The organism is Lacinutrix salivirga (assembly GCF_053604675.1).
The window spans coordinates 38,649-65,098 of sequence record NZ_JBSHNP010000084.1 but is presented as its reverse complement, the minus strand read 5'-3'; the positions used below and the strand labels follow the sequence as shown (position 1 = coordinate 65,098).

Sequence of the window (26,450 nt, the reverse complement as noted above, 5' to 3'; positions counted from 1 at the left end):
GATTAGGTAAAATCACGTCCGTTTACTCGTTAATAATATTATATTTACAATTGTAAATGGTATATTATGTCTGTACATAGAATGCTTTTAGAGGATTGTATTGAACAAGAAGAATTTACTCTTGTAGGAATCCATACTACTATAGAAGACTATAAACTAGCTTATTTATTAAATAAAAATCTAGAAGTTAACTTAAAACGATTAGACAACGATTTAGATTTTTTTAATAAAGCACACTATTCTATTTTCGAATGGGAAGATAATAAGCAACTAGTAACTTGGAATTTAGTCTCTAATAGTTGCAGACTAGATAATATAGACGTTTTAGAAGACAAAACCTCCTTATTTCAATTAGAGCAATCAACATCTAAAACATTTTACCTATTACCAGAATATAAAAAAGTAAGCTATTTGTTAAAAATAAGCACTCAATACAATGTGAGTAAACAAAAACAGATTTTAGATACCATTATCAAAATCCCACAAGTAGCAACAGCATATAGTATTGATACCAATACTTTAAAAAATAAAGACCACTTAATTTTTGACTAATGTTAAGAAAAAAAACTAAAATAGTAGCCACTCTAGGACCAGCAACAAGCACAAAAGAAGTATTAAAAGGCATGTTGGATGAAGGCGCAGATGTATTCAGAATTAATTTCTCACATGCAGATTACGACGATGTTGTAGAACGTATTAAAATGATTCGCGAACTTAATGAGGAGTTTGGGTACAATGCAGCAATACTTGCAGATTTACAAGGACCTAAATTAAGAGTAGGAACCATGAAAGGCGAAGTTATTGTTAATCCTGGAGACGAAATTATTTTTGCCACAGGAAAACGTTTTGAAGGCACAAAAGAACGTGTTTACATGACATACGATAAGTTTCCACAAGATGCAAAACCAGGAGAACGCATATTATTAGACGACGGGAAATTAATTTTCGAAGTCGTATCTACAGATAAAAAAACCGAAGTAAAAGCAAAAGTAATTCAAGGAGGACCTTTAAAATCTAAAAAAGGAGTAAACCTTCCAAATACAAATATTTCGCAACCAGCTTTAACAAAAAAAGATATTAAGGACGCCATTTTTGCATGTAGCTTAGATGTAGATTGGATGGCATTATCCTTTGTACGCCATGCAGAAGATCTAATGGAGCTAGAAGCACTAATAAAAAAACATAGCAAGCATAAAATTCCAATTATTGCTAAAATAGAAAAGCCAGAAGCAGTAGAAAATATAGACAAAATTGTAGCCTATTGCGATGGATTAATGGTAGCAAGAGGAGATTTAGGAGTGGAAATTCCAGCCGAAGAAGTCCCATTAATACAAAAACAATTAGTATTAAGAGCTAAAAAAGCAAGGATTCCAGTAATTATTGCAACGCAAATGATGGAAACCATGATTTCTAGCTTAACACCAACACGAGCAGAAGTTAACGATGTAGCCAACTCTGTAATGGATGGCGCAGATGCTGTAATGCTCTCTGGCGAAACCTCTGTAGGTAAATATCCAGTACAAGTAATTAATGTAATGGAAAACATTTTGCGTACAGTAGAAAACTCGCCACTAATAAAAGTACCACACGAGCCACCACATATACGCACCAAACGTTACATTACAAAATCTATATGTTACCATGCAGCACACATGGCAAACGAGATTAATGCCAAAGCAATCTCCACCTTAACCAATAGTGGTTATACAGCGTTTCAGATTTCGGCATGGCGTCCAGCAGCACACATTTTAGTTTTTACCTCTAACAAGCGTATATTAACACAACTTAATTTACTTTGGGGCGTTAAAGCGTTCTTTTACGATAAATTTGTAAGTACAGACGAAACCATAGAAGATGTAAACGCAATAGCCTGTAAAATGGGTTATTTAGAAGCAGGAGACATGTTGGTAAGCTTAGCAGCAATGCCAATCCAAGAGAAAGGGATGGTAAATACGTTACGAGTTACAGAAATTACGAGTTGTAGTTTTTAAAAAAATCATTTTCGTAAAGGCATAAATCTTATGTGATTAAGAGTAAAGCGAAGACTCCTTTTTTTATGGCGTTACCACAAGGGTCGCGCTTTCACTACTCGCTCTCTTCGAGGAGCTCAAACAGACCGTTCAATCGCTAACGCGAAGCCAAGGATAGTAAAAATAAATTTAGACCAGTTATAGCGATATAGCTGGTTTTTTTGTTTGTAGTATAATTAAAACTTATTTCTGGAAAGTTAGTTTAACGTGTTCGTGTATGGTTCAGTTGCGTTGGCTAGGACTAAGTTAATAAACAAAAACGAACCAGAGGAAATTCCGAAGGAATTTCCAAGTAGACGAGAACCTAGCAATTGATTATACATGATGTTGGCAGTAGTTATTATCTTTTTACGCTATTTATAAATTCTTCATTTCTGATTTGAGTTCCAACAGCATCATATAGCTTAGATGCTAAATCTTTGCTTACATCATAATTTATATCGTCGTAAGTTATAGACAAATGGTCACGATTATTTACAATAATAATGACTTCATAAATGTTATTTTTAGCTTCTGTTTCTTTATAAGATCTGTAGCTGACATTGTATTGGTTACATATATTTATAAAGACGTCAAAAAAGTATATTTCTTGAGTATTTTTAATTTTTTCAGCGATAGTATTTACGACATTACTATTATTCCCTTCATTATCTTGAATTCGAAATATAATTTCTTTAAATACTTTTCGGTCTATACGAGGTGTAAATTCTTGTTTCATTTATTAGTTCTTTAATAGATAAATTGATTTTCGTTTTTCAGACATTCTCTAAATCACTGGCAATGTACTCTTAATATCAAACATTTAAAAATGCTTTATAAAATTCGTTAAATTAAGTTCGGTAATTTATTTTACAATGTCAAGTTTTCAAAACTCAAAACTCAAAACTCAAAACTCAAAACGCAATTGAACACTAACCTCTTTAGCCTTTTCCACCTTTTTTCGTATTTTCTATTCAGTTTTTGATTGATTCGGGGAAATTGTGCTGCCGATAGAATTTCTTTTATTAGAAATTTTAGTTTCTTGCGCTTCTAATAAATTTATAACTCCAATAAGTAGTAGAAAAGTAAAAACTTTAAACTTCATTTCTCAAACATTTTTCTTATTTCATCTGTCAATTCATTTTTATTTTTAACTCTCTTGTATTTGTTTTTAGCCAATTTCAACATCTTTTCATCATTGTTAATCACAGAGACTTTGTAAAGACTTAGAGCATAGTTTCCGTTAAAATCATCATTTTTTTAAACTCGCTTTTTACCTTTTCATAATAACTTAAAGACTCTTCATGTTTTGTGTTAAGAGTTAAAAGAATTGCTTTTAAAAACAGAGCATCTTTGTTTTCGCTTTTGTATTTATTTATTGCAAGGTTAATATTTTTAAGTCCGTTTTCAATATCACCAATTTCTGTAGAGGTAAGTGCTATTCCATAATATCCTTCTGGACTATCCGGAAAAAACTCCACTATTTCACTATACTTTCTTCGTGCAATTTCTAATCCTTTTTTTATTCCAGATCGTAACCCTTCAGAAGCAAGATTTGTTTTAAACTCAATGGATTTGTTATTTGCTAAACTATCTGCTACATAATAATACGCAAAAGCATATTTATCGTCTAATAATCGTAACGTGTAGCCTGTAAAAAACATTGCATCGCAAAATGTAGTGTCTTCTTTATAGGCAGCTAAAAAAACCTCAGATGTTTTTTTTAAGTATTTTTTATTTAAAGATGTATTTAATTTAAGTGTTTCAATACCAATATTAAAAAGTCTAATAGCTTCTGGGTTTTCCGATTTGCAATACAAACGTTTCCCTTCAAAATAATTTTGAGAAAAAAGAAAAGTATTGCTTAGTATAAATAGCAGGATAATTGTATGCTTCATTTGTTCGTTTTAAAAATAATTAACCCAATCAATATCGACATTTTTCTTTAAATATTCAAAATATATTATTTTAATGTAATGGAGTTATTCTCTTGAAATAGAATAGTATTTTTTCTGTTAAATAATTTCAATTTTGTAATATTATAGATTGACAAAAAATAAAAAAAGTAATATTATTGTATGACAAAAATTTGCTTGTGTAAGATTATAATATTACTTTTGAATTAAATAAGTCATAATATAATCTTACAAATGAAGACTAGTAAACTTAAAGTAGAACAATTAATAAACAAAATAAAACCTTATAAAATGGCTGGTAAATATCCACGTCCACCTATAGGTTGGGTAAAAACAATACGCACATCCATAGGCATGTCGTTAGAGCAGTTAGGAGACAAACTAGGAATAACAAGGCAAAGCGCTCAAAGTTTAGAGAAGCGAGAAGCAAAAGGGTCTATTACTATAAAAGCATTAGAAGAGGCAGGAAAAGCAATGGATATGAAACTTGTTTATGGCTTTGTACCCTTAGATGGAAGTATAGAGAAACTAATAGAGAAAAAAGCAAAAAAACTAGCAACCGAAATTGTGTTACGTACTTCTGGAACTATGAAATTGGAAGATCAAGAGAACTCACCTAAAAGAATAAAAAAGGCGATAGACCAAAGAACCAAAGCTATAATTGAAGACATGCCGAAAATATTATGGGATTAAATCTAGATTATTTACCAGGTCAAACACCACTAGAAGAGGAGGAAAAAGAAGGACTTAAAATATTAACAATTACTACAAAAGCTGAATTGGATGAGTTTGAACAGAGGAATATTGAGCAGGCAGTGCAATGGACTATTGGAAAAAAAATTAAATTAGACCGTTTATTGTCTGAATTTTTTATAAAAGCGTTACATAAAAGAATGTATAATGAGGTTTGGAAGTGGGCTGGAACATTCCGAAACACAGAAAAAAACATTGGTGTTGAGAGTTGGAACATTCCAACAGACCTAAGAATCTTGTTAGACGACACAAAATTTTGGATAGAAAATGAGTCCTTTTTAGAAGATGAAATAGCTATTCGCTTTAAGCATCGTCTTGTAAGTATTCATTGTTTTCCCAATGGAAATGGAAGACATAGTAGGTTGATGGGAGACCTTATTGCTGAAAAAGTTTTTAAACGAAAAATTTTTACTTGGGGACAATCAGATTCCAATCTATCTAATGAGAGTGACGCGAGAACAGAATACCTTAAAGCACTTAAAAAAGCTGATAATGGTGAGTATTACGATTTAATAACATTTGCTCGCACATAATATCCTTTTATTTTTATAAGGCTTATAATTCACTAAATCAAATTAGATAATTGTTTCTAAAATAACAAAAACTCAAAACTCAAAACGCAATTGCACACTAACCTCCTTAGCCTTTTCCACCTTTTTCGTTTTCTTTTCGGTATTTAAATTAGACAAAGAAATGCCTAGCAAACGTACAGAATTACTTAACTTTTCTTGGTATAATAAATCTTTTGCTGTTTCTAAAATTATACTTTTATCACTAATAAAATAAGGCAGTGTTTTGCTTCTGGTTTGCAGTGTAAAATCGCTATACTTAATTTTAAGAGTAATTGTTTTTCCTGCAACTTTACTGGTGTTTAAACGCCTAGAGACTTCTTCTGCTATGTGATTTAGTTTTTCTAGCAAAAACACTTCGGACGATAGGTTGGTGTTAAACGTACGCTCTGCAGCTAAGCTTTTTCGAGTTCTGTTAGGCTTTACTTCGCTAGTATGTATGCCTCTAACTACGTAATAATAATAACGTCCAGATTTCCCGAAATTTTCATTTAAATACTCTAAGGATTTCGACTTTAAATCTTTACCAGTAAAAATGCCTTTTTGGTACATTTTTTCGGCTGTGACCTTTCCAACACCATAAAATTTTCTAATATCTAAGGCTTCTAAAAAAGGTAAAACATCTTCTGGATTTACTGTTTTTTGTCCATTAGGTTTATTGTAATCACTAGCAACTTTAGCAATAAACTTATTAATAGAAATACCTGCAGAAGCCGTTAAACCAACCTCATTAAAAATACGCTCACGAATTTCTTCAGCAATCATCGATGCACTTGGATTTCCTTTTTTATTTTCAGTAACATCTAAATACGCTTCGTCTAACGATAAAGGTTCTACTAAATCTGTGTAGTCATAGAAAATAGCACGAATTTTTTGTGAGATGTCTTTATAACGCTCAAAATTGGTTTTTACAAAAATAAGATGAGGGCAGAGTTTAATAGCCAAACGACCAGACATAGCACTTTTTACACCAAATTTACGAGCCTCGTAGCTTGCAGCACTAATTACACCTCGTGTTCCTCCACCACCAACAGCAATGGCTTTACCTCTTAAATCGGGATTATCCAATTGCTCTACAGAGGCGTAAAAGGCATCCATATCTACATGAATAATTTTTCGAATTGGTAAATCGTTTTGCATAGTGTAAATTTAGGTTTTTAATATGAACGTCAGTTCTAGTGTTTTCATTTTTTTAACTGAAAATGTATCGAGAACAAATAAAAAAATCTCCGCTTTCGCGGAAAGTAGCCATGATAGAAATAGAACGTAAATTCCTCGTAAAATCTAATGCGTTTAAAACGGAAGCATTTAAACACACACGCATTATTCAAGGGTTTTTAAGTACAGATAAAAAACGTACAGTACGAGTACGATTAAAAGGCGAACAAGGGTTTTTAACCATTAAAGGCGAGTCTTCAAAAAACGGATTATCACGTTTTGAATGGGAGAGAGAACTTCCTAAAGCTGAAGCTGAAGCGCTTTTAAAACTATGTAAAAAAGGCGTTATCGATAAAATACGCTACGAAGTAAAACAAGACAAACACCTCTTTGAAGTCGATGAGTTTTTTGGCGACAACAAAGGCTTACTGCTTGCTGAGGTAGAGTTACAAACCGAAACCGAAACCTTTACCAAACCCAATTGGCTTGGTAAAGAAGTTACAGGAGATCGTCGTTATTATAATTCGCAGTTGAGCAAACAGCCATTTAATACTTGGAAGTAATTACTGAGTCACTGTAATTTTACGCTTAACTTCATTGCCTAAAGCATCTACAACAGTAATAATATGCTCGCCTTCGGTTGGTATAATTGCTAAATCGTGTAGGTCTTTTGTGGTGCCAACAAATGTATTGTCCACATACCAAAAGAGTTCTGTTTCTGGTTTAGAATGCGCAATTTTTAATACTAAATCGTTTGTAGTGCCATCAAAATCTTTTGGTAAAAATATAGTAGTGGTTTCTTTAGGGTAAATAAATTCCATACTTATTGTTTCACTTCCAATACAATCACTTCTAAAAGGCGGTTGCTGTTTGTAAAACGGATTTTTAGACTTGTAAAAATATTCCATTAAAGGAGGCAATACAAACCAAGAGGTATTAGAAATAGCATCAATATCCTCACAAGAGGCATTAACTTGAAATTGCTCTAAAGCATCTAAATGCAATAATTTATGATAAGGACAAGGCTTTGTTTTTGTACCACTACGCTGTATAAATTCCTGTTGAGTTTCGTTACAATTTTCGGAAGCTCTGTAACCACTCTTATTACAGATTTCGACTTCCTGCATTTCGTCAAAAGGTTTCGCAAACCAATCGCTATTAGGTAAAATATCAAATACATCAAAAAGAATTGGAGCAGCAGCTTCCACACCAACTAAACCAGGACGTCCTTCGCCATCTGCATTACCAACCCAAACTCCAACTACGTAATCTTTGGTAGTGCCAATTGCCCAAGCATCTCTAAAACCAAAACTTGTACCTGTTTTCCAAGCAATAGGTTTTGAGCCATCAAAAAACTCCCAATTTTCGTCACCTTCTGGTCTATTAACTTCTTTTAAACTTTCGTAAGTTAAATAGATTGAAGCTGCATCAAATAACGTTTTTTCAGTCGATTTTTTCCCAAAGTCAACCGTTTCCGAAGCTAAAAAAGTAGGTTCGCAAAACTCATTAGAAAAATACTCACTAGAGGTTTCATTAAAATGATTTAAAGTTGAAGAAAACGCAGCATAGCTTTTACACAAGTCCCAAAGGTTACTTTCTGCTCCTCCTAAAATAAGAGATAAGCCATAGTGGTTAGCATTGTATTTGATGTCTTTTAAATGCAAATCTTTTAAATAATGATGAAAGCGATCTAATCCAAACTCCTGAAGCATTCGCACTGCTGGCACGTTTAAAGAACGCGATAATGCACGTTTTGCAGGCACAGCACCATCAAACTCTTTATTATAATTTTCTGGTGTGTAACTTCCATAATTTGTTGGTACATCTGCAACTAAAGTATTTGGTAGCAAATCTCCAGCATCTAACATGGCAGCATATAAAAAGGGTTTTAAAATGCTACCAGTACTTCTGGGTTTATCAATAACATTTACATCTTTTTGATGTGCTCTATCTGTTGGAGAATTTCCAATATAAGCTACCACTTCGCGTGTTTTTACATCTAAAACTAGTACTGAAATATTATAAATTTCATTTTGTTTTAACACGTTATAACGGTTTTTTACAATCCTATTGGCTTGTTCTTGGTAACGTTTATTAATGGTAGTGTGTACACGCTCACCTCTATGGCTTTGTGTTATTTTTTGTAATAAATGAGGTGCAATTTGTGGTAAAGGATATGGTTTTTGTGGTAAACCTTCAGCAATAGATAAATTATAAGTTAAGGAGTCTATCGTGTTATTTGTTAATAGTTTTTTTAGCAAGCGATTTCTTTTTTTTAGTAATCGTTCTTGATTTTTCCCAGGATAAATAAGGCTTGGTGCATTAGGCAAAACAGCTAATGTTGCACTTTCTGCCCAAGACAAATCGTTAGGATGTCTGTTAAAATAGCGCCAAGATGCAGCATCAATTCCTACAACATTTCCACCAAAAGGCGCATGACTACTATAATAGGCTAATATTTTTTCTTTAGAGGCTCTAACTTCTAAACGCGTAGCCAAAATCATTTCTTTAATTTTTTCAAAATAGGTTCGCGATTGACCTTTGCGAGACAGTCTAATCACTTGTTGTGTTAACGTGCTTCCACCTCTTTTTACTTCGCCTGAAGAAATATTTTGTTTAAATGCTTTAACTATTGAAATAGGATTAAAACCAGGATGTTTATAGAAATATTCGTCTTCAAAAGCGATAATACAAGTTTTAAATTTCTCTGGAATACTATCGTTTTCAGGAAAACGCCATTGTCCATCCGAAGCTATTTGTGCACCCAAAAGTTGTTGGCTTTTACTTGTAATTACTGTTGCTGTTGGGTCTTTAAATAATTTGCTTGGTAAGCAGAAAATATACCAAATAAGAAGCACTCCAAATACTATGGATTTCTTTTTATTATTTTTGATATAGCGTATTACTCGTTTCATTTAAGTTCTAAATTCATACTCGCGTTCTACCTTGCAAATTCTTACAGAGTACCAATTGTACCAATCGGTTTTTCCTTTTAATTGTGCTTGTAAATGCTCGCTTTGTTGCTTCCAATTTTTAATTGCTTCTAGACTTTTCCAATAGCTTACTGTAATACCAACGTTAGTTCTTGCACTATCCATGCTCATAAAACCTGTTTGCTTTTTTGCAAGTGCTTCCATCTTGTTAGCCATTTCAGCATAGCCTTCGATATTTTTGTTTTGAGTTGAAGTGAAAATTACGGCATAGTAAGGCTTAAAAGAATTTTTCATTATAGTATAATTAAAGTAAAGTTGTTAACTTAAACCTGTTAGATTTTGTTCTCTAACAGGTTTTTCACAGTTACTTTTCAACGGTTATCCATTCGCCTTTTCCTCTTACCATAAACTCATTATCATACATTGCTTCTGCTTGGATTCCTGGTAAATAGTATTTCCCTAAGTAAGCAGCATTTAGCATAACATTAAAGGTTTTGGTATCGTATTTAGTGTTTCCTTTTTTGTTTAAATCAAAGTAGAAATTCACACGATCGTCTCTAATATCTGTGTAACGTGCTTGGCTAGTAGTCATACTTCCAAAATCGGTAAAACGCGTATTGACTATTTCCCAACCAGAAGGGAAAATTTGAGTTAATGCCACATCGTTTACGTTTTCATTTTTAAGATTGCTTACTTTAACAGTAGCTACAAAATCTTGACCTTGTTGTAATTTAGAAACATCAATTTTATTTCCTTTTAAGTCCTTGTAAACCACACTAACACTTAATCCTCTTTGCTCTGTTAACTCTTCGCCTAAAGGCAGTTTCCCGGAATTAAGCACACGTACATACACTAAATTATCTTGGTTATTTTTAAAGGTTAAACTATTTAGTCCATCTTTAACAGGCAAATCTCTTTGTGCAATTGCACTTTTAGTGTCTATAGTTTCTTTTTTACCATTTAACGTATAGCTAAGTTTTATAGATTTTCCTCCATTAGCTTCTACCATTTTTGCCATAGCCAACAAACTATATGCTGTTGTTTGAGTGCTCATCCAACGGTTGCCAGATAAATCTTTAGCAATAAGTTTAGCAAGTTCTCTTGCGCGTTTATCTTTAGTAATTGCCATAGTTTCTAAAGCCATTGCTCTATTTCTATTTACCGATCCATACGTGTAATAATTATAACGAGGAGGAGTAAACTCAATATTTGCCGATTTAGAAATAGCATCGCTAGCTTCTTTTTGACCAGCCAGTGCGTAAGCAGCTGCCAAACGCCATTTAGCTTCGTTAGAGATTTCACTAAACTCACGCAATCTATTCATTGCTGCTAAATCAGGACTACCAGCTAAGGCTAAGGTGTACAATCTGTAAGCTTGTGCCAAATCGCTATTATAAGTTTTATAACTTGGTCTCCATGCTCTTGCCACTTGTTTTTGGTATTTTAACCAATTGCTTTTAAAAGTAAGCGGTAACACATAGCCTTTTTTCTCTGCTTCTATCATAAAATGTCCTGCGTAACTTGTTGACCAATCATTAGCCGCTTGTTCTCCCATCCAATAACTCATACCTCCATTAGGACGTTGGAAATTACCTAAACGTTTGATTCCGTTTTTAATATTAGACTCAATCTCTTGTTTCTTTTTAAAGTTGAAATCAAAAATATCGGCTAAATACAACTGCGGAAACACTCCAGATGTGGTTTGCTCCAAACAACCATGAGGATATTGAACCAAATATTGTAATCTACGAGAGAAATCCATTGGTGGCATTGTAGAAAACTCTACAACAGCACTACTTGTTCCTGGTACTCCAAAAGTTGAAAAATCTAAATTTTTAGTTGCATTAGCTTCCAATGAAGCGGCTAACGATTTCGAAGATATTGGGTTTGGATTTACGACATCTAACTCTACTTTATAAGTCGATTTTTCGCCATTTCCACTCGCAATCACTTCAACGGTATTAATACCATTTGCTTTACTAACGTCTAACTCAAAATAAGCCATTTGCTCGTCTGGTTTTGCAAAACTTAATGTTTTAGATTGGTCACCAACAACGGTAATTCCATTGCTTAGTTTTAAGCTAATGTTTACGTTTTTCACTTTAGGTTCCATTGCAAAAACAGTAACAGGAAGCGTCACTTTTTCGCCAGGACTTAGTTTTCTTGGTAGTGTTGCCAATACCATTAATGGTTTTTTAACCTGTACAGTTTTGTCTGTACTTCCGTAGGCTTCCGTTTTTTCATTACTAGCCACAACCATTGTTCTTACTGAACCAACGTAATTTGGCATTTTAATTTCGTGTGCTTTATTGTCTCCAGGATTTAAAGTAAATGGACCTAAAAACCGAACTACAGGTTTAAATCTGTTGGCTTTTTTATTTTTACCATCTGCAGCACTTCCATCTCCACCAATGGCAAAAACTTGGTCTATACTACCAGAATATGCTCCAATAACATGGTCAAAAACATCCCAAGTTTTTACACCTAAAGCTTCGCGTTGGTAAAAGGCGTCCCAAGCATTTGGTGTTTTAAAACGTGTTAAGTCCAATAAGCCTTCTTCGACCATCGCAATGGTGTAGGTCATTTTCTTGTTGTTTTTTTCTGAAACAATTACAGAAAAGGTTTCTTCTGGTTTTAAAACTGAAGGCATTTTAATTTCAGGTTCTAATTTTGAGTTTGGATCTTCAACCATTATAGGAATAACGCCATATAATCGCAGTGGTAAATCGTTTGCAGTTGAAGCATGAGGTTGTAATAATGAAATATTAACAAACACATTTGGAGCCATATCTGCAGTAATTGGAATTTCTACTTTTGTTTCGCCTTGTTGTGTTTTTACCCATTTGTGTTGTAGTACTTCTGTACCATTTTCTATGCTTATCAACGCGCGACCTTCGGTCCCAGAAGGGAAAGATATTTTAGCTGTTTCGCCAACATTATAGTTGTCTTTATCTGCTGCGAACACCAACATTTTAGCAGCTTCTTTATCGCCTTTAGGTTGCATTTTCCACCAGTTTTTGTAAAAATAAGCTGTGCGACCAGAGGCATGACCACTTTTTGGGTCAAAGACTCTAATTAAATATCGACCATTTTCTTCTTCAGGAATGTTAAGAGTAAAACTTGCTTCGCCTTTGGCATTGGTGTTTATTTTACTGTTTTTATAAGGCTTATGAAACGTTCCAGAGGTGTATTTAGAAAGGTTGTCGTAAGACGAGTTCCACCACCAACGCCATTCTACTTTATATACTTTAAGTTCTAAGCCTTCTCGTTTTATTGGCTTTCCTTGTGCATCGACAATTACGATATCGAATTTCTGATCTTCGTCTGTAAAAAACGATCCATAGGCTTTTCCTTTAGGCGATTTTAAACCTACAAAAGACTCGTAAGGCGCATATTGTTTGCTAAACGCATCCATTGAAAAATCACCACCATTTTCGAATGCACGTACTAAAAATTGTACGTTTAACATGCCTGGCGCATTTGTACCAACGTTTAATTTATTGGTTAATTTAGCAACGCCTTCTTCATTTACATTGCCTTCAAAAACAGTTAATTCGTCGCCAGAAAATGATCGTGATGGATCTCTAAACACATAATCTTTGTAATTTTTAAAGCTAGAATAGGAGTTACTAAATTTCGCTTTAATTTCAGTTTTTACATTTTTTGCAGGTGCTCCATGTAACCAATTTACGTTAATTGTCCCATTTAAAGCCTCTGCTCCAGAAAGGACGTCTTCATTAAAATCAACCTTAATTTTTAAACGGTTGGGTTTAACGGTTTCAATTTTTAATCCTTTATAAAACGTTGCTCCACCTACGCTTACTTTGGCACTCCAATTTCCTGTTTTACTCTCTTGAGATGTTGGAACAGTAAATGTATAAACGTTATTAACATGATTTGTAGTAACGTTTTTATAGGCTAATTTTCCATTAGGATCTGTAATTTCCATTTTAACAGGATGGCCTTTAGGTAACGGATTCCCCTTATCGTTTAACATAAAAGTTAAGAATAAAGAATCTCCAGGTCTCCACACTCCACGTTCGCCATAAATGTAACCTTTGAGACCACGTTGTAATCGGTTTCCAGACACATCAAACTTACTTAGTGATAGTGAATTACCATCTCTTAATTTAATGTAGGTTTTGTTAGTGCCTTTAGAAACTATTGCAAACGAAGCGTGTTTATTAGCTTTTAAAGTCACTAAGCCTTCTGTATCTGTTCGTGTGCTTAAAATTTCTTGTTGCTGATAATTATACAACACAATTTTTGCATTGGCTTCTACATTAGTATTTAAAATATTGGTAACTGCGAAATAGTAATTATTTCCTGCGCCTTTTTTAGCAATTACTCCAAGATTTGAAGCTAGTAAGTTTTGCGAAATAATTTTATCGTCGTTATAATAAGCCTCTTTACAAGGGTTATTTCGGTCTCTCCAATTGTAGTAATTATTACGATAGCTATAAGTTAAATTATCCCAATATTCTTCTTCACGAAGGTTTTCATCTTCGGTTGTACTTTCGTTATAATCGTCGTAGTAATAATCGTCTTCGTAATACTCATCTTCATAATACTCATCATTATTCTCCGAGTTTGTAACGTTTTGATTGACCTCACAATTATAAAGCGAATAGTCTTTTTTATAGCTTAATTCTACGCGATAGATAGCGCCTTGATCGGCTTTAAATAACTTGGATAAATCGATTGCATAAGACTTCCATTTTCCTGTGTTTTCAATCTCACTATCCATTAAATTAATGGTCTTTTTTGCAATACGACGACCAACTTGGCGAATTTGGTTTCTATTACCACCTTGCAACTCATTGTCTTGTAAGAACTGAAGGATATTATCTTCGAAAATTTTAATAACACGAACATCTACAGCTTTAAGATTTACAGCTTCAAAATTAAATTTTAATTCTTGCGAATTTGGAAGAATCACACCACTACTCACTAAACGAACTTGTGGTTTAACATCTTCGAAAGCAATAGTTTCGGAAAATGCTTTTTTTAGTTTATAACCTTCTGTGTTTTGAATCCCTTGAAACACATCAACTAGCATATTACCTGTAATTTTAGATTCAGGATAGGCTTTTAGCACATTGCCATCGACTACAAATTTTGGATTTTTAGCACTTTGTACAGTAACTAAACCATCGAAATTTTGTTGTTTTTTTAGTGGATCTGAAAAATTTATAGATAAATATTGTTCTGGTGTTTGAATTACATCTACACTAACAATTGTAAAATTGTTTTTACCAGGAATAGCAATGGTATTTTCTCCAGAATTATCTGCTTTTATTGCTTTTCCGTTCCATTTTACTAAGATTTCGCTGTCTTCAATTTTACGATTAATACTATCTATTTTAAATTCGAAAAAGCGTCTAGGTGTTTTTATTTCTTCCCATTCAATGGCTAATTTTTTTCCATTTTGAGACGCTTCTATTAATTGTTTTGCGTGTTCTAAGCTTATGTTATCTGCAGATTTTATTTCACCTAACAAAAACTGCCATTCCTTAGTGTAGGATTGTAAATTTTTAGTAGTTACATTAAAATTAGGAGTTATGGTTTTAAACTGAAAGGTATAGTCTTCGAATCCTGCTGGTATATCTTTATAGAAATCACCTAATTTTACTGTTACTGCATATTCTGTGTCTGGTTGTAAGGGTTCGTCTGGAATAAATGTAAAGGCATGTTTGTTACTTGCAACAACACGACCAGAAACGTGAGGTTTAATTTTTATAATATCTTGAGACAACTCTTTATCGATTTCCCAACCTTCGACATTGTGCGCTAAATTAACACGAATAGGATCGTTAACAGAAATAACACTACTTGTTGTGTAGCTAATATAATCCCTAAACTGAAAGAGGTTATCGGTTTCGGTAACTTTCTTTTTACAAGAAAAAACGAGAGTAAATACGAGTGTTAAAAGGAGTAGAGACTTAGCTTTCATAAATATAGATTTTATTGGTTATCTCGGTAAAATTAAGAGATAGCTTTATAGTTTAATGTCTGTTTTAGTATTCGTTGAAGGTTGTCTAGTATTCGTTAATTTATTGGCCATAAATACCAATATAGAGATCGCCATTTGCATTCATAGTGGCTCTATACATTCCTGCAGTATTAAAATCCATCACCATATTCCCATATTTATCGACAGCAATAATACCACCATTTCCACCAAGGTTAGGTACTTTTTTCTGTATCACTTCATTTGCTGCAGCCTGTAGTGTTAATCCTTTATATTCCATTAAAGCAGAAATATCGTGAGCAACGGTTGCACGAATAAAAAATTCTCCCCAACCTGTACCTGAAACTGCGCAAGTAGCATTGTTTGCATAATTTCCTGCACCAATTATTGGCACATCTCCAACACGACCATAGCGTTTATTGGTCATTCCACCAGTTGAGGTTCCAGCAGCTAAGTTTCCGTTTTTGTCTAATGCAACACAGCCAACAGTTCCAAATTTACTGTCTTTTATATCTGCATTGTAAACTGCGGATTTACTATTAGTGTTTTTTTTCTGTTCGCTTTTAATAACGCGTTTTAAGGTGTTCATTCTGTTTTCTGTATAAAAATAATCTGGAGAAACAATCTCTAAGTTTTGCTCTTTGGCAAAAGTTTCAGCACCTTCTCCTGCCATCATAACATGTGGAGAGTTTTCCATAATTGCTCGAGCTAAGTTAATTGGGTTTTTAACTGTTTTAGTACCTGCAGAAGCTCCTGCATTTAAAGTCTTTCCATCCATAATGGAAGCGTCTAACTCATTGGTTTCTGCATTTGTAAATACCGAACCTTTTCCTGCGTTAAATAATGGAGAATCTTCTAAAATGTTAATCGTTTTTTCAACTGCATCAAGACTGCTTCCTCCATTTTCTAAAATAGTGTGGCCAATTCGTATTGCTTCTTCTAATTTCGCTTTGTATTCGGCTTCTCTTTCCGCAGTCATATTTTTCTTCAAAATAGTACCTGCTCCACCATGAATAACAATAGCAAATTCATTGACTTGTTTAGAAGTATTTTTTGGGTTAGGATTTTCTCTTGTAATATTATCAGGATGTTTATCTGGATTTGGAACAAGTTCTCCACAATTATAAAATAGAAAAGCTATAACGAATATTGAAAACGGAAACTTCATAAGTTGGATTTTTATATTGGAATAAAATTACATAAATAAAATTTTTGAAGGATTATGAATATGAAATAGTTTAAAAATTATCGAAATTATATCGCTTAGCGTCGTATTTACTGCATAAATTTTGATTTTAATTCAATTTTTACTCTATTTAGGGAAATAAAACTTTTGTAATGAAATTCTCAAAACTACTTTTTGTACTTAGTACTGTTTTACTTACTAATTCTGTATGGTCTCAAGCCAATACAGCTACAGATCCTAATATTATTTTTTTTATTGTTGATGATTTAGGCTATTACGATTTAGAAATTTATAACGATTTACTAGGAGCGAACGCAAGGTTTATACGAAACTCCAAATATAAATGCTATGGCTAGTGATGGTGTAATGTTTACACATGCTTATGAAGCTGCTCCAAGATGTGCAGCCTCTAGAACGTCTATAATGACAGGTAAGTTTGAATCTAGACCATCTGTTTCAGGAGGTATTTATTTAGGAAATGAACCTGCAGCAGATAACCCAAATGGGTATGCTGAAACTACTTGGGCACAAGCTTTAAAGGATAAAGGTTACGAAACTTTTTTTATTGGTAAGTGGCATTTAGGTCACGATCCGCAACATTATCCAGATAGTTTTGGGTTTAATACTAATTTAGGAGGTAGTGATATTGGTGCTCCAGATACTTACTATCATCCTTATGCAAACGAAATGCCTGCTATTAGTGCAGGTGGATCTAACGGAGATTATTTAACAGATAGAATTACCGAATTAACCAATAATTTTATAAGTACACATGCAACTCCAACACAGACTATGCCTTTTTTAGCAATGGTATCTCATTATGGAGTACATACACCATTAGAAACTGAGTCTGCTGCAGATGTGGCATATTTTCAATCTAAAATTGACAATGATATTACTTACACTGGACCAGAATTTGAAAACGATTTAACTGCCAAAACCAGATTGCATCAAAATAACGCAACGTATGCCTCTATGATTAAAAGTATAGATGAAAGTTTAGGTGCCATTCGCACGCAACTAACAGCTAGCGGTATTGCAGATAATACTATTATTATTTTAACGTCTGATAATGGAGGATTATCCACTACAGAAATTGGAGGCAATAGAGAATTGCCAACTTCAAATAGACCATTTAGAGGAGGAAAAACATGGTTATTTGAAGGAGGAGTTAGGTTGCCTTTAATAGTTTACGGACCAGACTACAGAAATAATCCTGCCGCAAATACACCACTAATTGTAGATACACCAGTAATTGGCACAGATTTTTTTCCAACTATTTTAGAAATGGGAAATGCACCATTAATGCCAACACAACATTTAGATGGAGAAAGTTTTGAAGAATTACTTTTAACTACAGCAAATGGAGGAGATGCTAACTACACAAGATCAACTCCTTTAATTTGGGATTTTAATTTTGCTAGTTCAGGAACAGCCAATGTAAGTATGGCTGGTGTTAGAAAAGGAGATTTTAAATTATTAGAATTTAAATACAATAATGTGTTTGAATTGTATAACGTGGTTACAGATCCTGGTGAGACAACAGATTTAGCGGCTTCAAATCCTGCTAAAGTATTAGAATTAAGAAACGAATTATTTTCTTACAGAAGTAATGCAGGCATAAACCATAGAGTTACTAACTCTGGACAAATCCAAGAGAATACTAATTTATATACAAATATGAATACTGTTACTGGCTCTAATATCCAACCTAGTTTTGGGTGTGCAGAACCAAATGGGACAACAAATAAATTTATTTATAATGCAGATCACGAATGTTGGTATGATTTGGATTGGTTTTTAGATGTTTCTCCTAATTATGCTGCAACTATTGAAGATTCCGAAACAGAAGCAAGAAATGGAGATACTGGAATAAAAGTTACTATTAATACTATAGAAGGCAATGGAGGTTTTGGTAAAGTGAAGGTAAATAATACCGCATATTACGATGATTTTGATGGTGGAGATATAACAGTAACAACACATGCAAAAAAATCTGCTTCAACAACCTCTCAATTTCGTTTTAGAATACAAGTTAAAGTACTTTATGAAAATGGAGGAAACTCAACCTTTAACTCAGGAAACTTCACTACAACAACAGCATACCAACCTTATAGTTTTACAATTACAGATAATGATATTACAGGAGAAACAAAATCTGTTGAAGTAAGATTATTAGTGGGTAAAGACCTTGGGACTGTATTTTTTGACGATTGGACTAGTGACGCTACAAGTCCTACTTTAAGCACTCCAATGCTTAATCAATCCTTAATTTCAGTATATCCAAATCCAACTTCAGATGTTATTACAATTGAAGGCCCTTTAGTGGTCACTAAAGCCTATATATTTGATGTTACTGGTAAACTCGTAATAACTGAAATTGGAGATGTAGAGAAAATAGATATTCGAGAACTTCCAAATGGTATTTATTTTATGAAAGCTTTTGTAGAAGGCAAACAATATTTTACTAAAAAGATAATAAAACAATAATATAATTAATAGCAATTATTTTAAAGTCAACATCACCTCTTTTTGGTGATGTTGACTTTTGATATTAATTACAGTATAACTTAACAAGTTAGGTTACTTAAAACGTAGATTTATTAGTATATTCGCATCAAAATTTAATAATTCTTAAAATATAAAGATATACTATGGCAGTTTCAACTGATTTCGGGATAAAAGAAGCCTTAAAAAAATTAGGAATAAAAGAAGTAAACGATGGTACTTCTACAGGATCTAACAATTTTGGGAGTGGAGAAACAATCTCTTCATACTCACCTACAGATGGATCTTTAATTGGAAAAGTTACAACAACTACAAAAGCAGATTATGAGAAGGTTATGGAAGCAGCAACTTCTGCATTTATAAGTTTTAGAGCAATGCCTGCGCCACAAAGAGGAGAAATTGTACGCCAATTTGGTAATAAATTAAGAGAATTAAAAGAGCCTTTAGGAAAATTAGTGTCTTACGAAATGGGAAAATCTTTGCAAGAAGGTTATGGAGAAGTTCAAGAAATGATTGACATCTGTGATTTTGCAGTTGGTTTATCACGTTCTTTAAATGGGCAAACAATTCCTTCTGAACGACCAGGACACGTAATGAGAGAACAATGGCATCCACTAGGAGTAGTTGGTATTATTTCTGCATTTAACTTTCCAGTGGCTGTTTGGGCTTGGAATACCGCTTTAGCTTGGGTTTGTGGAGATACTTGTGTTTGGAAAGCTTCTGAAAAAGCACCACTTTGTTCGGTTGCTTGCCAGAATATAATTGCTGAGGTTTTAAAAGAAAATAATTTGCCAGAAGGCATTTCTTGTATCATTAATGGAGACTACAAAGTAGGAGAAATGATGACAACAGACCATAGAATACCATTAATATCTGCAACAGGTTCTACAAGAATGGGACGTATAGTTGGTAAAACAGTTGCAGAGCGTTTTGGAAAATCGTTATTAGAATTAGGTGGAAATAACGCGATTATTATTACACCAACTGCAGATTTAAAAGTTGTAGTTCCTGGTGCAGTATTTGGTGCTGTTGGAACTTGTGGACAACGTTGCACATCTACTAGAAGACTTATTATACACGAATCGGTTTACGATAAAGTAAGAGATGCCATTGTTAGTGCTTACAAGCAATTAACTATTGGAAATCCTTTAGACGAGAAAAACCATATAGGACCATTGATAGACAAAGAGTCTGTAAATACGTATTTAGAGGCTATTAAAAAAGCAAAAGCGGAAGGCGGAAACGTTCTAGTAGAAGGTGGTGTTTTAGAAGGTGAAGGCTACGAGTCTGGATGCTACGTTAAGCCAGCTATAATTGAAGCGAAAAATAGTTTTGATATAGTACAAACAGAAACATTTGCTCCAATTTTATACTTAATGAAATACTCTGGAGACGTTGAAAACGCTATTGATTATCAAAACGGAGTTGCTCAAGGCTTATCGTCTGCAATTATGACTAACGAAATGAAAGAAGCAGAAAAATTCCTATCGTTTGCAGGATCTGATTGCGGAATTGCCAATGTAAATATTGGAACTTCTGGAGCCGAAATTGGTGGCGCATTTGGAGGTGAAAAAGAAACAGGTGGTGGACGTGAGTCTGGCTCTGATGCTTGGAAAATTTATATGAGACGTCAAACAAACACAGTAAACTACTCAGACGAATTACCTTTAGCTCAAGGTATTAAGTTCGATTTATAGAAAAGAATAATTATATTTCTAAAAAGCCACATCGAGAGATGTGGCTTTTTTTGTTTTCAAACTTTTAACGTGTTTTTAAACACTTTAATCGATTATAAATAAAATTATTACTAAATTAATTATATAAGTGTTAAAATTCTGTCAAAAATTTAATAACTTGAAGGTCACTAACTTAAAACAGTTTTATAATGAGCAAAAAAACCGCTTATCTTTTAGGTATTTTGCTAACAATTATCTTAGGCACTATTTTGTATTATTATTTATGTTGTAATTGTAAAAACGACGTAAAAAGCAATACCAAAGTTACAGAAGAAGTTGTTGCAACACCTGAAGTAAAATCAGCAACCACAACAAAATTTTCTGTCATAGATCCAGACAGTAATTTAGCATTTAATGCTAACGAACACTTTAATTTTAAAGCCTCTAATTTTAATATTTTAAAACCAATATCTTCAGGTTTAGAAGGCGAAATAGTACGATTGTCCAATTATTTTAAAGATAATCCTAATAAAATAATAGATATCACAGGATATTATACGAGTAACGAAGAGAATACTACAGCCTATCCAAATTTAGGTTTAGCAAGAGCAAATGCGGTAAAAAATTATTTTGTTTCTAAAGGAATGTCCTCTAAAGCAATGAATACATTTGGTGAACTTAATGATAATTTAGTACCTGACGCAGACACCATTTTTTATGGGCCTTTAAATTATAAAATTTCAGCACTAAAAGAAGGAGACACAAGTAATGAAGATGCTCTAAAAGCTTTGCGAGACGATATTAAAGCCAATCCAATAATATTGTATTTCGACACAGCGGCAACAAGTTTAAAATTAACACCAGAACAGCGTGTTAAAGTGGCTAATCTTTCGAGGTATGTAGATAAAGCAGAAAACGCAAAAATTAAAGTTATTGGCCACACAGACAATACGGGAAATAGAGCTTCTAACATAAAATTAGGACAAGGTAGAGCAGATTTTGTTAAAAGCTATTTAGTTAATAATGCTATACCAGAATCTAAAATACAATCAACATCTAAAGGGCCAGACCAACCAATAGATAGCAATAATACAGAGCAAGGTCGCGCAAATAATAGACGAGTAGAAATAACCATTAACTAAACAAAAATAAATTATGAATTGGTGTATATTAATCCCATTATTAGTAGGACTTATAAGTGCAATTTTAGGCTACTTATTAGGTAAACTCCTTGGAGGAGAAAATAGTAACGACAATAATTCTAGTATAGATGTTTATAAAACAAGAATCTCTAAGCTAGAGTCAGATTTAGACGCTTGTAAAGCAAGTAAAACTAAAAATAGCGGAAACAGTGGTAATGCTGGAGCTTCTGGTATAGCGTCTTCTTTTGCAGCTCCTGTTGCAGCAAGTGCTTCAGCTTCATTACTTGCATTTAATGCAGAGGCAGCCAAAGCTGTTTTTGGTAAAAAAATTAAAAAAGACGATTTAACCATTGTAGAAGGTATTGGTCCAAAAATCCAAGAATTATTTCATAATCACGATGTAAAAACCTGGAAAGCACTGTCTGAATGTTCTCAAGACAAATGCCAAAAGGTTTTAGACTCTGGAGGCGAAAGATTTAAAATCCATAAACCAGGCACTTGGCCAGAACAAGCTAAAATGGCTTACGAAGGCGAATGGCAAAAATTAAAAGATTGGCAAGATGCTTTAGATGGTGGAAAGTAAATTACAATCTTATTCTATAAAAAACCGTTTCCTTTAAAAGAAACGGTTTTTTAACTTTATATTATAAGCTTAAATTCACTTTTGGAAAGATTTTTGTAATTTAGAATTAAACAGACAAATCAAAAAATGACGACAAAACATATTCAGCATTTATACTGGAGAGCAGGTTTTGGGTTAAACCCAAAGGAGGTTAAACAACACTCATTAAAAAGTAAAGATCAAATAATTGATGAATTATTTTTGAATTCTAAAAACATAGAACCTTTAACCATAGACTTATCTCCATTTAATATTTACACTTACAACTATCTTAAAGATAATAAGGATCGAAGAATTGCTTACAATAAATTAAATAGAGAAACCACTAATAAGTATAGTTTAAAATGGTTTGAAAGATTAAATACAACAAATTCTGATTTGAGAGAGCGTATGACTTTATTTTGGGCTAATCATTTTGTGGTTAGAGACAAAGTAACAGCATATATAAGCAATTACAATAATACTTTAAGAAAATATGCGCTTGGCGATTTTAGGGTTTTAACAAAAGAAGTTACTAAACAAGCTTCAATGATTAAATATTTAAATTTAAATCAAAACAAAAAACAAAGTCCAAATGAAAATTTTAGTAGAGAACTTTTAGAGCTTTTCACTTTAGGAGAAGGTAACTATACCGAAAAAGATATTAAAGAATGTGCGAGATCATTTACGGGATATAAACATAACCATAATGGTGGTTTTGTGTTTAACAAAGGCGCACACGATTTTGGCGAGAAAACTTTTTTAGGAGAAAAAGGAGATTTTGATGGAGATAAAATTATAGATATTATTTTAAGTCAAAAGCAATGTGCCAATCATATTTGCAGAAAAATTTATGAGTATTTTGTAAATAAAAATGTTAATTCTAAGCATTTAGAAGAAATGACGAATGTTTTTTTTAAAGATTATAATATTGAAAACTTAATGCGACATGTATTCTCTTCAACTTGGTTTTACGAGAGCAACAATATTGGTACTAAAATAAAATCACCTATAGATTTGTTAATAGGAATAAATAAGATAGTTCCTATCCGATTTAGAAATGATAAGGAATTATTTAGAGTGCAAACATTATTAGATCAAATTTTATTAGATCCTCCTAATGTTGCTGGTTGGGAAGGTGGAAAAAGCTGGATAACTACAAATAGTTTAATGATAAGAATTAAATTACCTTCTATGATTTTGGAGAAAGAAACCTATACCTTTCAAACAAGAGGTAGTTTAAAAGCTAAAAATGTTAGAATAGTATCTGTAAAAAACAAATTTCAAGAAAAATTGGATGTTAGTATTAACTGGCGAGCCTACAGAAAAAATGTAAAAAAAGTGACTTTAAATGAGCTTAAAGACACTCTTATATTATGCGAAATTAATCCAGGTATAGAACGCTATATTTCAACTTTTGGGAGACGACCAAAGAAAAAAAATCTAGTTAAATTAATGTCTTTACCAGAATATCAAATGTGTTAATATGAAAAGAAGAGAATTTGTAAAAAATACAGTTTTAGCAAGTAGCTTAGCATTTGTGCCTAGCTTTTTACGAGCATTTGAAGACGTTGAAATTTCTAATTTAGGGTATAAGCGATTAGTTATTATACATCTTAATGGAGGCAATGATGGGTTAAACACTATTGTTCCATACAATAATGATATATATTACAACTTACGTCCAAAAATAGCTTTAAAAAAAAATAAGTTAATAAAAATTAATGATGAAGTAGGTTTTCATAAAAGCTTATTGCCTCTAAAAGGATTATATGATAGTGGAGAATTAGCAATTATTAATAATGTAGGTTATCCAAATCCAAGTCGTTCTCATTTTAGATCTAGGGATATTTGGCATACTGCTAGTTTAGATAAACATGTTAATTCTGGTTGGATAGGAAGGTATATTGATAACTATGGAAGTAAAGCTCATTCTGCAATTCAAATCGATGATAATTTAACCTTAGCTTTAAGAGGAGAAATAAAAAATGGGATTGCAACCAAAAATGCAGAACAGCTATATCGTTCACTTCAAGAGTCAGATTTTAAAACTATTTTGTCTTATCAAACCAGTCAACATTTAAATGAACATAATTTAGGGTATTTGTACCAAACGATGATTGATGCCAATTCTTCGGCAAAATATATTTATGAAACATCGAATACCATAAAAGCTTCAGATAATTATCCTAAAAACACCTTAGCAAATCAATTAAGAACTGCTGCTCAGTTTATAAACTCTAGATTAGAGACTAAAGTAATATATACCACTTTATCAGGCTTCGACACACACGCTTCTCAATTAAACACACAAGAACGCTTACTAGCAAACTATGCCGACAGTATAAAAGCATTTGTGCAAGATTTAAAACGTAACAATACGTTTAATGATACTTTAATATTAACATTTTCTGAATTTGGAAGACGTGTTAAACAAAATCATAGTAATGGTACTGATCACGGCACAGCAAACCAAGTGTTTATTGTAGGAAATAAATTAAAAAAACAAGGGTTTTATAATAACTTACCATCACTTAATAATTTAGATAACAATGGAGATTTAAAATATGAAATAGATTTTAGAACGATTTATGCTACAGTATTAAAGAAATGGCTAAATGTAAATGATGAAAAGATTTTAGATAAAAATTTCAAAACTTTAGATTTTATTTAAAGCTTTACATTTTAGGATGTATCTAACAATAAAAAAACCGCTTTTTTTACAAAAAGCGGTTTTTTAATGTATCCTTGTTTCAGTGCCAAAATATATTGGAAGAAACAAGGCAATGGATTGATTAATAGCATTACGAATATCACAAATAAAAAGCAATCTTAATAGTCTAATTGTATGGTTGGTACTAAATAATGTATAATTAGTAATTAAAACATTAACTGTATTTAACTTTTCGTAAAATACGCATAGCGTCTTTGTATAATTTATAAATTTCACTACTCAATGATTTTAAATACGGTTTAGCGTTTTCTAACTTACTTAGTGCATGCTCAAACCCATTGAGGTAACAAATTAAATAGGTTACAGGTAGATTTCTTAAATCTAAAAGTTCAGTATCAGAGAGTGCAATATTTTTTTTTAGTTTTTCTAAAAGCACGTTATTATTATTAAAAATATGATGCAATATTTTCTTGTCAAATTGAGGAGGCTCAAATAGCAAATTGGTTTCTATAATATACGTTGCATTGTCATTAAAATAAATAATAGTTTCCTCTAAAGGATAATATTTAAAACTGTTTTGTAATCCTAAATTAACATATTCAATAATCTTAAATTCTTCAGTAGTATATGAAATGGATACTTCATCTAAATTAGAATAAAATAAGCGTACCTGCTCATTAATAAGTTCTATATCCACACGCGAAAAAAACACCTCGTTTTTAACCACTTTTTTTTGTCCAGACCAACATACCACAAAATATTCCTTAAATACTTTGTATTGTGGGTTATAGTCTTTGCGATTATTCATGAAATCGAAAACACCATCGAGCGTGTGCTCAATATTATTGTGGGAATGACTCTCAATGGCTTCAACAATTTTAGAATTCACATCTTTAATTTCACTTTTAAAATTTTTAGGCATACTTATACTACCATCTCTAAAAAACACTGCACCTCCATAATATTTCCAAATATTTTTTCTTAGAGAGGTTAAACCGTCTATGGCACGTATAGTCACTAAACCAACCACTTTGTCGTCTTGCAAATGCGGAAACGGAATGTTCTCGTATTGCACAATTGGTGGATTGGTGAGATACGCATTTATAAGGTTTTGAATTTTAGAATCGTCAAAAAAATCGACACCAATAATTTTGTTGTCCTCATCTTCTACACCAATTACTATATAGGAATTATTTTTAGGATTGCTATTGGATAGTGCACAAACGTGCTTTAAAAATTTAGCCTTTCCTTCTTTATGGCTAATATCAATCTTTCGTTTTTTGTCATAAAAACTGTTCTCATCGTTGTGAGCTAATAAGTTTTTAATTAAAAGACGTTTATTAATCATAGTTGT

The 26,450-nt window shown here is 32.6% G+C and carries 20 protein-coding genes; 12 read left to right on the top strand and 8 right to left on the bottom strand.

The annotated features are described in order from the left end of the window. Positions 1-66 precede the first annotated feature (66 nt). Positions 67-552, top strand: a complete 486-nt coding sequence (locus ACVC5O_RS03695) for an IPExxxVDY family protein (RefSeq protein ID WP_452220116.1) — start codon at positions 67-69, stop codon at positions 550-552. Beyond that, complete coding sequence (pyk, locus tag ACVC5O_RS03690; RefSeq protein WP_452220115.1) at positions 552-1,991, top strand: pyruvate kinase; 1,440 nt, start codon at positions 552-554, stop codon at positions 1,989-1,991. Before ACVC5O_RS03695 ends, pyk begins: the two co-directional genes overlap by 1 nt. 379 nt (positions 1,992-2,370) lie before the next feature. Here pyk and ACVC5O_RS03685 read toward each other — a convergent pair whose 3' ends face one another. After that, positions 2,371-2,748 carry a hypothetical protein gene (locus ACVC5O_RS03685; protein ID WP_452220114.1) on the bottom strand — a complete coding sequence of 126 codons (378 nt, stop codon included), beginning with the start codon at positions 2,746-2,748 and terminating at the stop codon, positions 2,371-2,373. 487 nt (positions 2,749-3,235) lie between these two features. Continuing rightward, positions 3,236-3,907: a tetratricopeptide repeat protein gene (locus ACVC5O_RS03680; RefSeq protein WP_452220113.1), complete on the bottom strand. Its 672-nt coding sequence runs from the start codon at positions 3,905-3,907 to the stop codon at positions 3,236-3,238. A gap of 252 nt (positions 3,908-4,159) precedes the next feature. Here ACVC5O_RS03680 and ACVC5O_RS03675 point away from each other — a divergent pair, with 252 nt between their 5' ends. Together ACVC5O_RS03675 and ACVC5O_RS03670 are read left to right on the top strand one after the other, a co-directional pair. Then, positions 4,160-4,618, top strand: coding sequence for a mobile mystery protein A (locus ACVC5O_RS03675; RefSeq protein ID WP_452220112.1), 459 nt, complete (start codon positions 4,160-4,162; stop codon positions 4,616-4,618). Beyond that, positions 4,609-5,211 carry a mobile mystery protein B gene (locus ACVC5O_RS03670; protein WP_452220111.1) on the top strand — a complete coding sequence of 201 codons (603 nt, stop codon included), beginning with the start codon at positions 4,609-4,611 and terminating at the stop codon, positions 5,209-5,211. Before ACVC5O_RS03675 ends, ACVC5O_RS03670 begins: the two co-directional genes overlap by 10 nt. A 72-nt stretch (positions 5,212-5,283) precedes the next feature. Here the strand turns inward: ACVC5O_RS03670 and dinB are convergent, their stop codons facing one another. Then, the gene (gene dinB, locus ACVC5O_RS03665) at positions 5,284-6,387 is read right to left on the bottom strand and encodes a DNA polymerase IV (protein ID WP_452220110.1); all 1,104 of its coding nucleotides are present in this window, start codon (positions 6,385-6,387) and stop codon (positions 5,284-5,286) included. A gap of 110 nt (positions 6,388-6,497) precedes the next feature. On the opposite strand from dinB, the gene ACVC5O_RS03660 reads away from it, so the two are divergent. Then, positions 6,498-6,968, top strand: a complete 471-nt coding sequence (locus tag ACVC5O_RS03660) for a CYTH domain-containing protein (RefSeq protein ID WP_452220109.1) — start codon at positions 6,498-6,500, stop codon at positions 6,966-6,968. Here ACVC5O_RS03660 and pbpC read toward each other — a convergent pair whose 3' ends face one another. The 4 genes from pbpC to ACVC5O_RS03640 form a co-directional block, all read right to left on the bottom strand. Then, positions 6,969-9,320 (bottom strand): penicillin-binding protein 1C, encoded by a 2,352-nt coding sequence (pbpC, locus tag ACVC5O_RS03655; RefSeq protein WP_452220108.1) that lies wholly within the window; start codon positions 9,318-9,320, stop codon positions 6,969-6,971. After that, positions 9,321-9,632: an antibiotic biosynthesis monooxygenase family protein gene (locus ACVC5O_RS03650; RefSeq protein WP_452220107.1), complete on the bottom strand. Its 312-nt coding sequence runs from the start codon at positions 9,630-9,632 to the stop codon at positions 9,321-9,323. A 70-nt stretch (positions 9,633-9,702) separates the two neighbouring features. Next, a complete protein-coding gene (locus ACVC5O_RS03645; protein WP_452220106.1) occupies positions 9,703-15,291 on the bottom strand; it encodes an alpha-2-macroglobulin family protein in 5,589 nt (1,862 codons plus the stop codon). A gap of 100 nt (positions 15,292-15,391) precedes the next feature. Beyond that, the gene (locus tag ACVC5O_RS03640; protein WP_452220105.1) at positions 15,392-16,477 is read right to left on the bottom strand and encodes an isoaspartyl peptidase/L-asparaginase family protein; all 1,086 of its coding nucleotides are present in this window, start codon (positions 16,475-16,477) and stop codon (positions 15,392-15,394) included. Between the two features lie 170 nt (positions 16,478-16,647). Here ACVC5O_RS03640 and ACVC5O_RS03635 point away from each other — a divergent pair, with 170 nt between their 5' ends. From ACVC5O_RS03635 to ACVC5O_RS03605, 7 genes are all read left to right on the top strand, one after another. Next, positions 16,648-16,851 carry a hypothetical protein gene (locus ACVC5O_RS03635; protein WP_452220104.1) on the top strand — a complete coding sequence of 68 codons (204 nt, stop codon included), beginning with the start codon at positions 16,648-16,650 and terminating at the stop codon, positions 16,849-16,851. Continuing rightward, a complete protein-coding gene (locus ACVC5O_RS03630; protein WP_452220103.1) occupies positions 16,844-18,985 on the top strand; it encodes a sulfatase-like hydrolase/transferase in 2,142 nt (713 codons plus the stop codon). The genes ACVC5O_RS03635 and ACVC5O_RS03630 overlap by 8 nt, the downstream gene beginning before the upstream one ends. Positions 18,986-19,149: 164 nt before the next feature. Continuing rightward, positions 19,150-20,700: an L-piperidine-6-carboxylate dehydrogenase gene (amaB, locus tag ACVC5O_RS03625; RefSeq protein ID WP_452220102.1), complete on the top strand. Its 1,551-nt coding sequence runs from the start codon at positions 19,150-19,152 to the stop codon at positions 20,698-20,700. A gap of 188 nt (positions 20,701-20,888) precedes the next feature. Beyond that, positions 20,889-21,821 (top strand): OmpA family protein, encoded by a 933-nt coding sequence (locus ACVC5O_RS03620; protein ID WP_452220101.1) that lies wholly within the window; start codon positions 20,889-20,891, stop codon positions 21,819-21,821. Positions 21,822-21,834: 13 nt separating this feature from the next. Then, entirely contained in the window at positions 21,835-22,404 is a 570-nt protein-coding gene (locus ACVC5O_RS03615) for a hypothetical protein (protein WP_452220100.1), read from the top strand. A 126-nt stretch (positions 22,405-22,530) separates the two neighbouring features. Beyond that, positions 22,531-23,907, top strand: a complete 1,377-nt coding sequence (locus ACVC5O_RS03610; protein ID WP_452220099.1) for a DUF1800 domain-containing protein — start codon at positions 22,531-22,533, stop codon at positions 23,905-23,907. 1 nt (position 23,908) lies between these two features. Further along, entirely contained in the window at positions 23,909-25,096 is a 1,188-nt protein-coding gene (locus ACVC5O_RS03605; protein WP_452220098.1) for a DUF1501 domain-containing protein, read from the top strand. Positions 25,097-25,310: 214 nt separating this feature from the next. Here ACVC5O_RS03605 and ACVC5O_RS03600 read toward each other — a convergent pair whose 3' ends face one another. Further along, positions 25,311-26,444, bottom strand: coding sequence for a DUF5929 domain-containing protein (locus tag ACVC5O_RS03600; RefSeq protein WP_452220097.1), 1,134 nt, complete (start codon positions 26,442-26,444; stop codon positions 25,311-25,313). Positions 26,445-26,450 lie beyond the last annotated feature (6 nt).

Excerpts from the sequence above, each read along its gene's own strand:
- ACVC5O_RS03695 (WP_452220116.1), top strand. The coding sequence starts at position 67 with ATGTCTGTACATAGAATGCTTTTAGAGGATTGTATTGAACAAGAAGAA.
- pyk (WP_452220115.1), top strand. The coding sequence starts at position 552 with ATGTTAAGAAAAAAAACTAAAATAGTAGCCACTCTAGGACCAGCAACA.
- ACVC5O_RS03685 (WP_452220114.1), bottom strand. The coding sequence starts at position 2,748 with ATGAAACAAGAATTTACACCTCGTATAGACCGAAAAGTATTTAAAGAA.
- ACVC5O_RS03680 (WP_452220113.1), bottom strand. The coding sequence starts at position 3,907 with ATGAAGCATACAATTATCCTGCTATTTATACTAAGCAATACTTTTCTT.
- ACVC5O_RS03675 (WP_452220112.1), top strand. The coding sequence starts at position 4,160 with ATGAAGACTAGTAAACTTAAAGTAGAACAATTAATAAACAAAATAAAA.
- ACVC5O_RS03670 (WP_452220111.1), top strand. The coding sequence starts at position 4,609 with ATGGGATTAAATCTAGATTATTTACCAGGTCAAACACCACTAGAAGAG.
- dinB (WP_452220110.1), bottom strand. The coding sequence starts at position 6,387 with ATGCAAAACGATTTACCAATTCGAAAAATTATTCATGTAGATATGGAT.
- ACVC5O_RS03660 (WP_452220109.1), top strand. The coding sequence starts at position 6,498 with ATGATAGAAATAGAACGTAAATTCCTCGTAAAATCTAATGCGTTTAAA.
- pbpC (WP_452220108.1), bottom strand. The coding sequence starts at position 9,320 with ATGAAACGAGTAATACGCTATATCAAAAATAATAAAAAGAAATCCATA.
- ACVC5O_RS03650 (WP_452220107.1), bottom strand. The coding sequence starts at position 9,632 with ATGAAAAATTCTTTTAAGCCTTACTATGCCGTAATTTTCACTTCAACT.
- ACVC5O_RS03645 (WP_452220106.1), bottom strand. The coding sequence starts at position 15,291 with ATGAAAGCTAAGTCTCTACTCCTTTTAACACTCGTATTTACTCTCGTT.
- ACVC5O_RS03640 (WP_452220105.1), bottom strand. The coding sequence starts at position 16,477 with ATGAAGTTTCCGTTTTCAATATTCGTTATAGCTTTTCTATTTTATAAT.
- ACVC5O_RS03635 (WP_452220104.1), top strand. The coding sequence starts at position 16,648 with ATGAAATTCTCAAAACTACTTTTTGTACTTAGTACTGTTTTACTTACT.
- ACVC5O_RS03630 (WP_452220103.1), top strand. The coding sequence starts at position 16,844 with ATGGCTAGTGATGGTGTAATGTTTACACATGCTTATGAAGCTGCTCCA.
- amaB (WP_452220102.1), top strand. The coding sequence starts at position 19,150 with ATGGCAGTTTCAACTGATTTCGGGATAAAAGAAGCCTTAAAAAAATTA.
- ACVC5O_RS03620 (WP_452220101.1), top strand. The coding sequence starts at position 20,889 with ATGAGCAAAAAAACCGCTTATCTTTTAGGTATTTTGCTAACAATTATC.
- ACVC5O_RS03615 (WP_452220100.1), top strand. The coding sequence starts at position 21,835 with ATGAATTGGTGTATATTAATCCCATTATTAGTAGGACTTATAAGTGCA.
- ACVC5O_RS03610 (WP_452220099.1), top strand. The coding sequence starts at position 22,531 with ATGACGACAAAACATATTCAGCATTTATACTGGAGAGCAGGTTTTGGG.
- ACVC5O_RS03605 (WP_452220098.1), top strand. The coding sequence starts at position 23,909 with ATGAAAAGAAGAGAATTTGTAAAAAATACAGTTTTAGCAAGTAGCTTA.
- ACVC5O_RS03600 (WP_452220097.1), bottom strand. The coding sequence starts at position 26,444 with ATGATTAATAAACGTCTTTTAATTAAAAACTTATTAGCTCACAACGAT.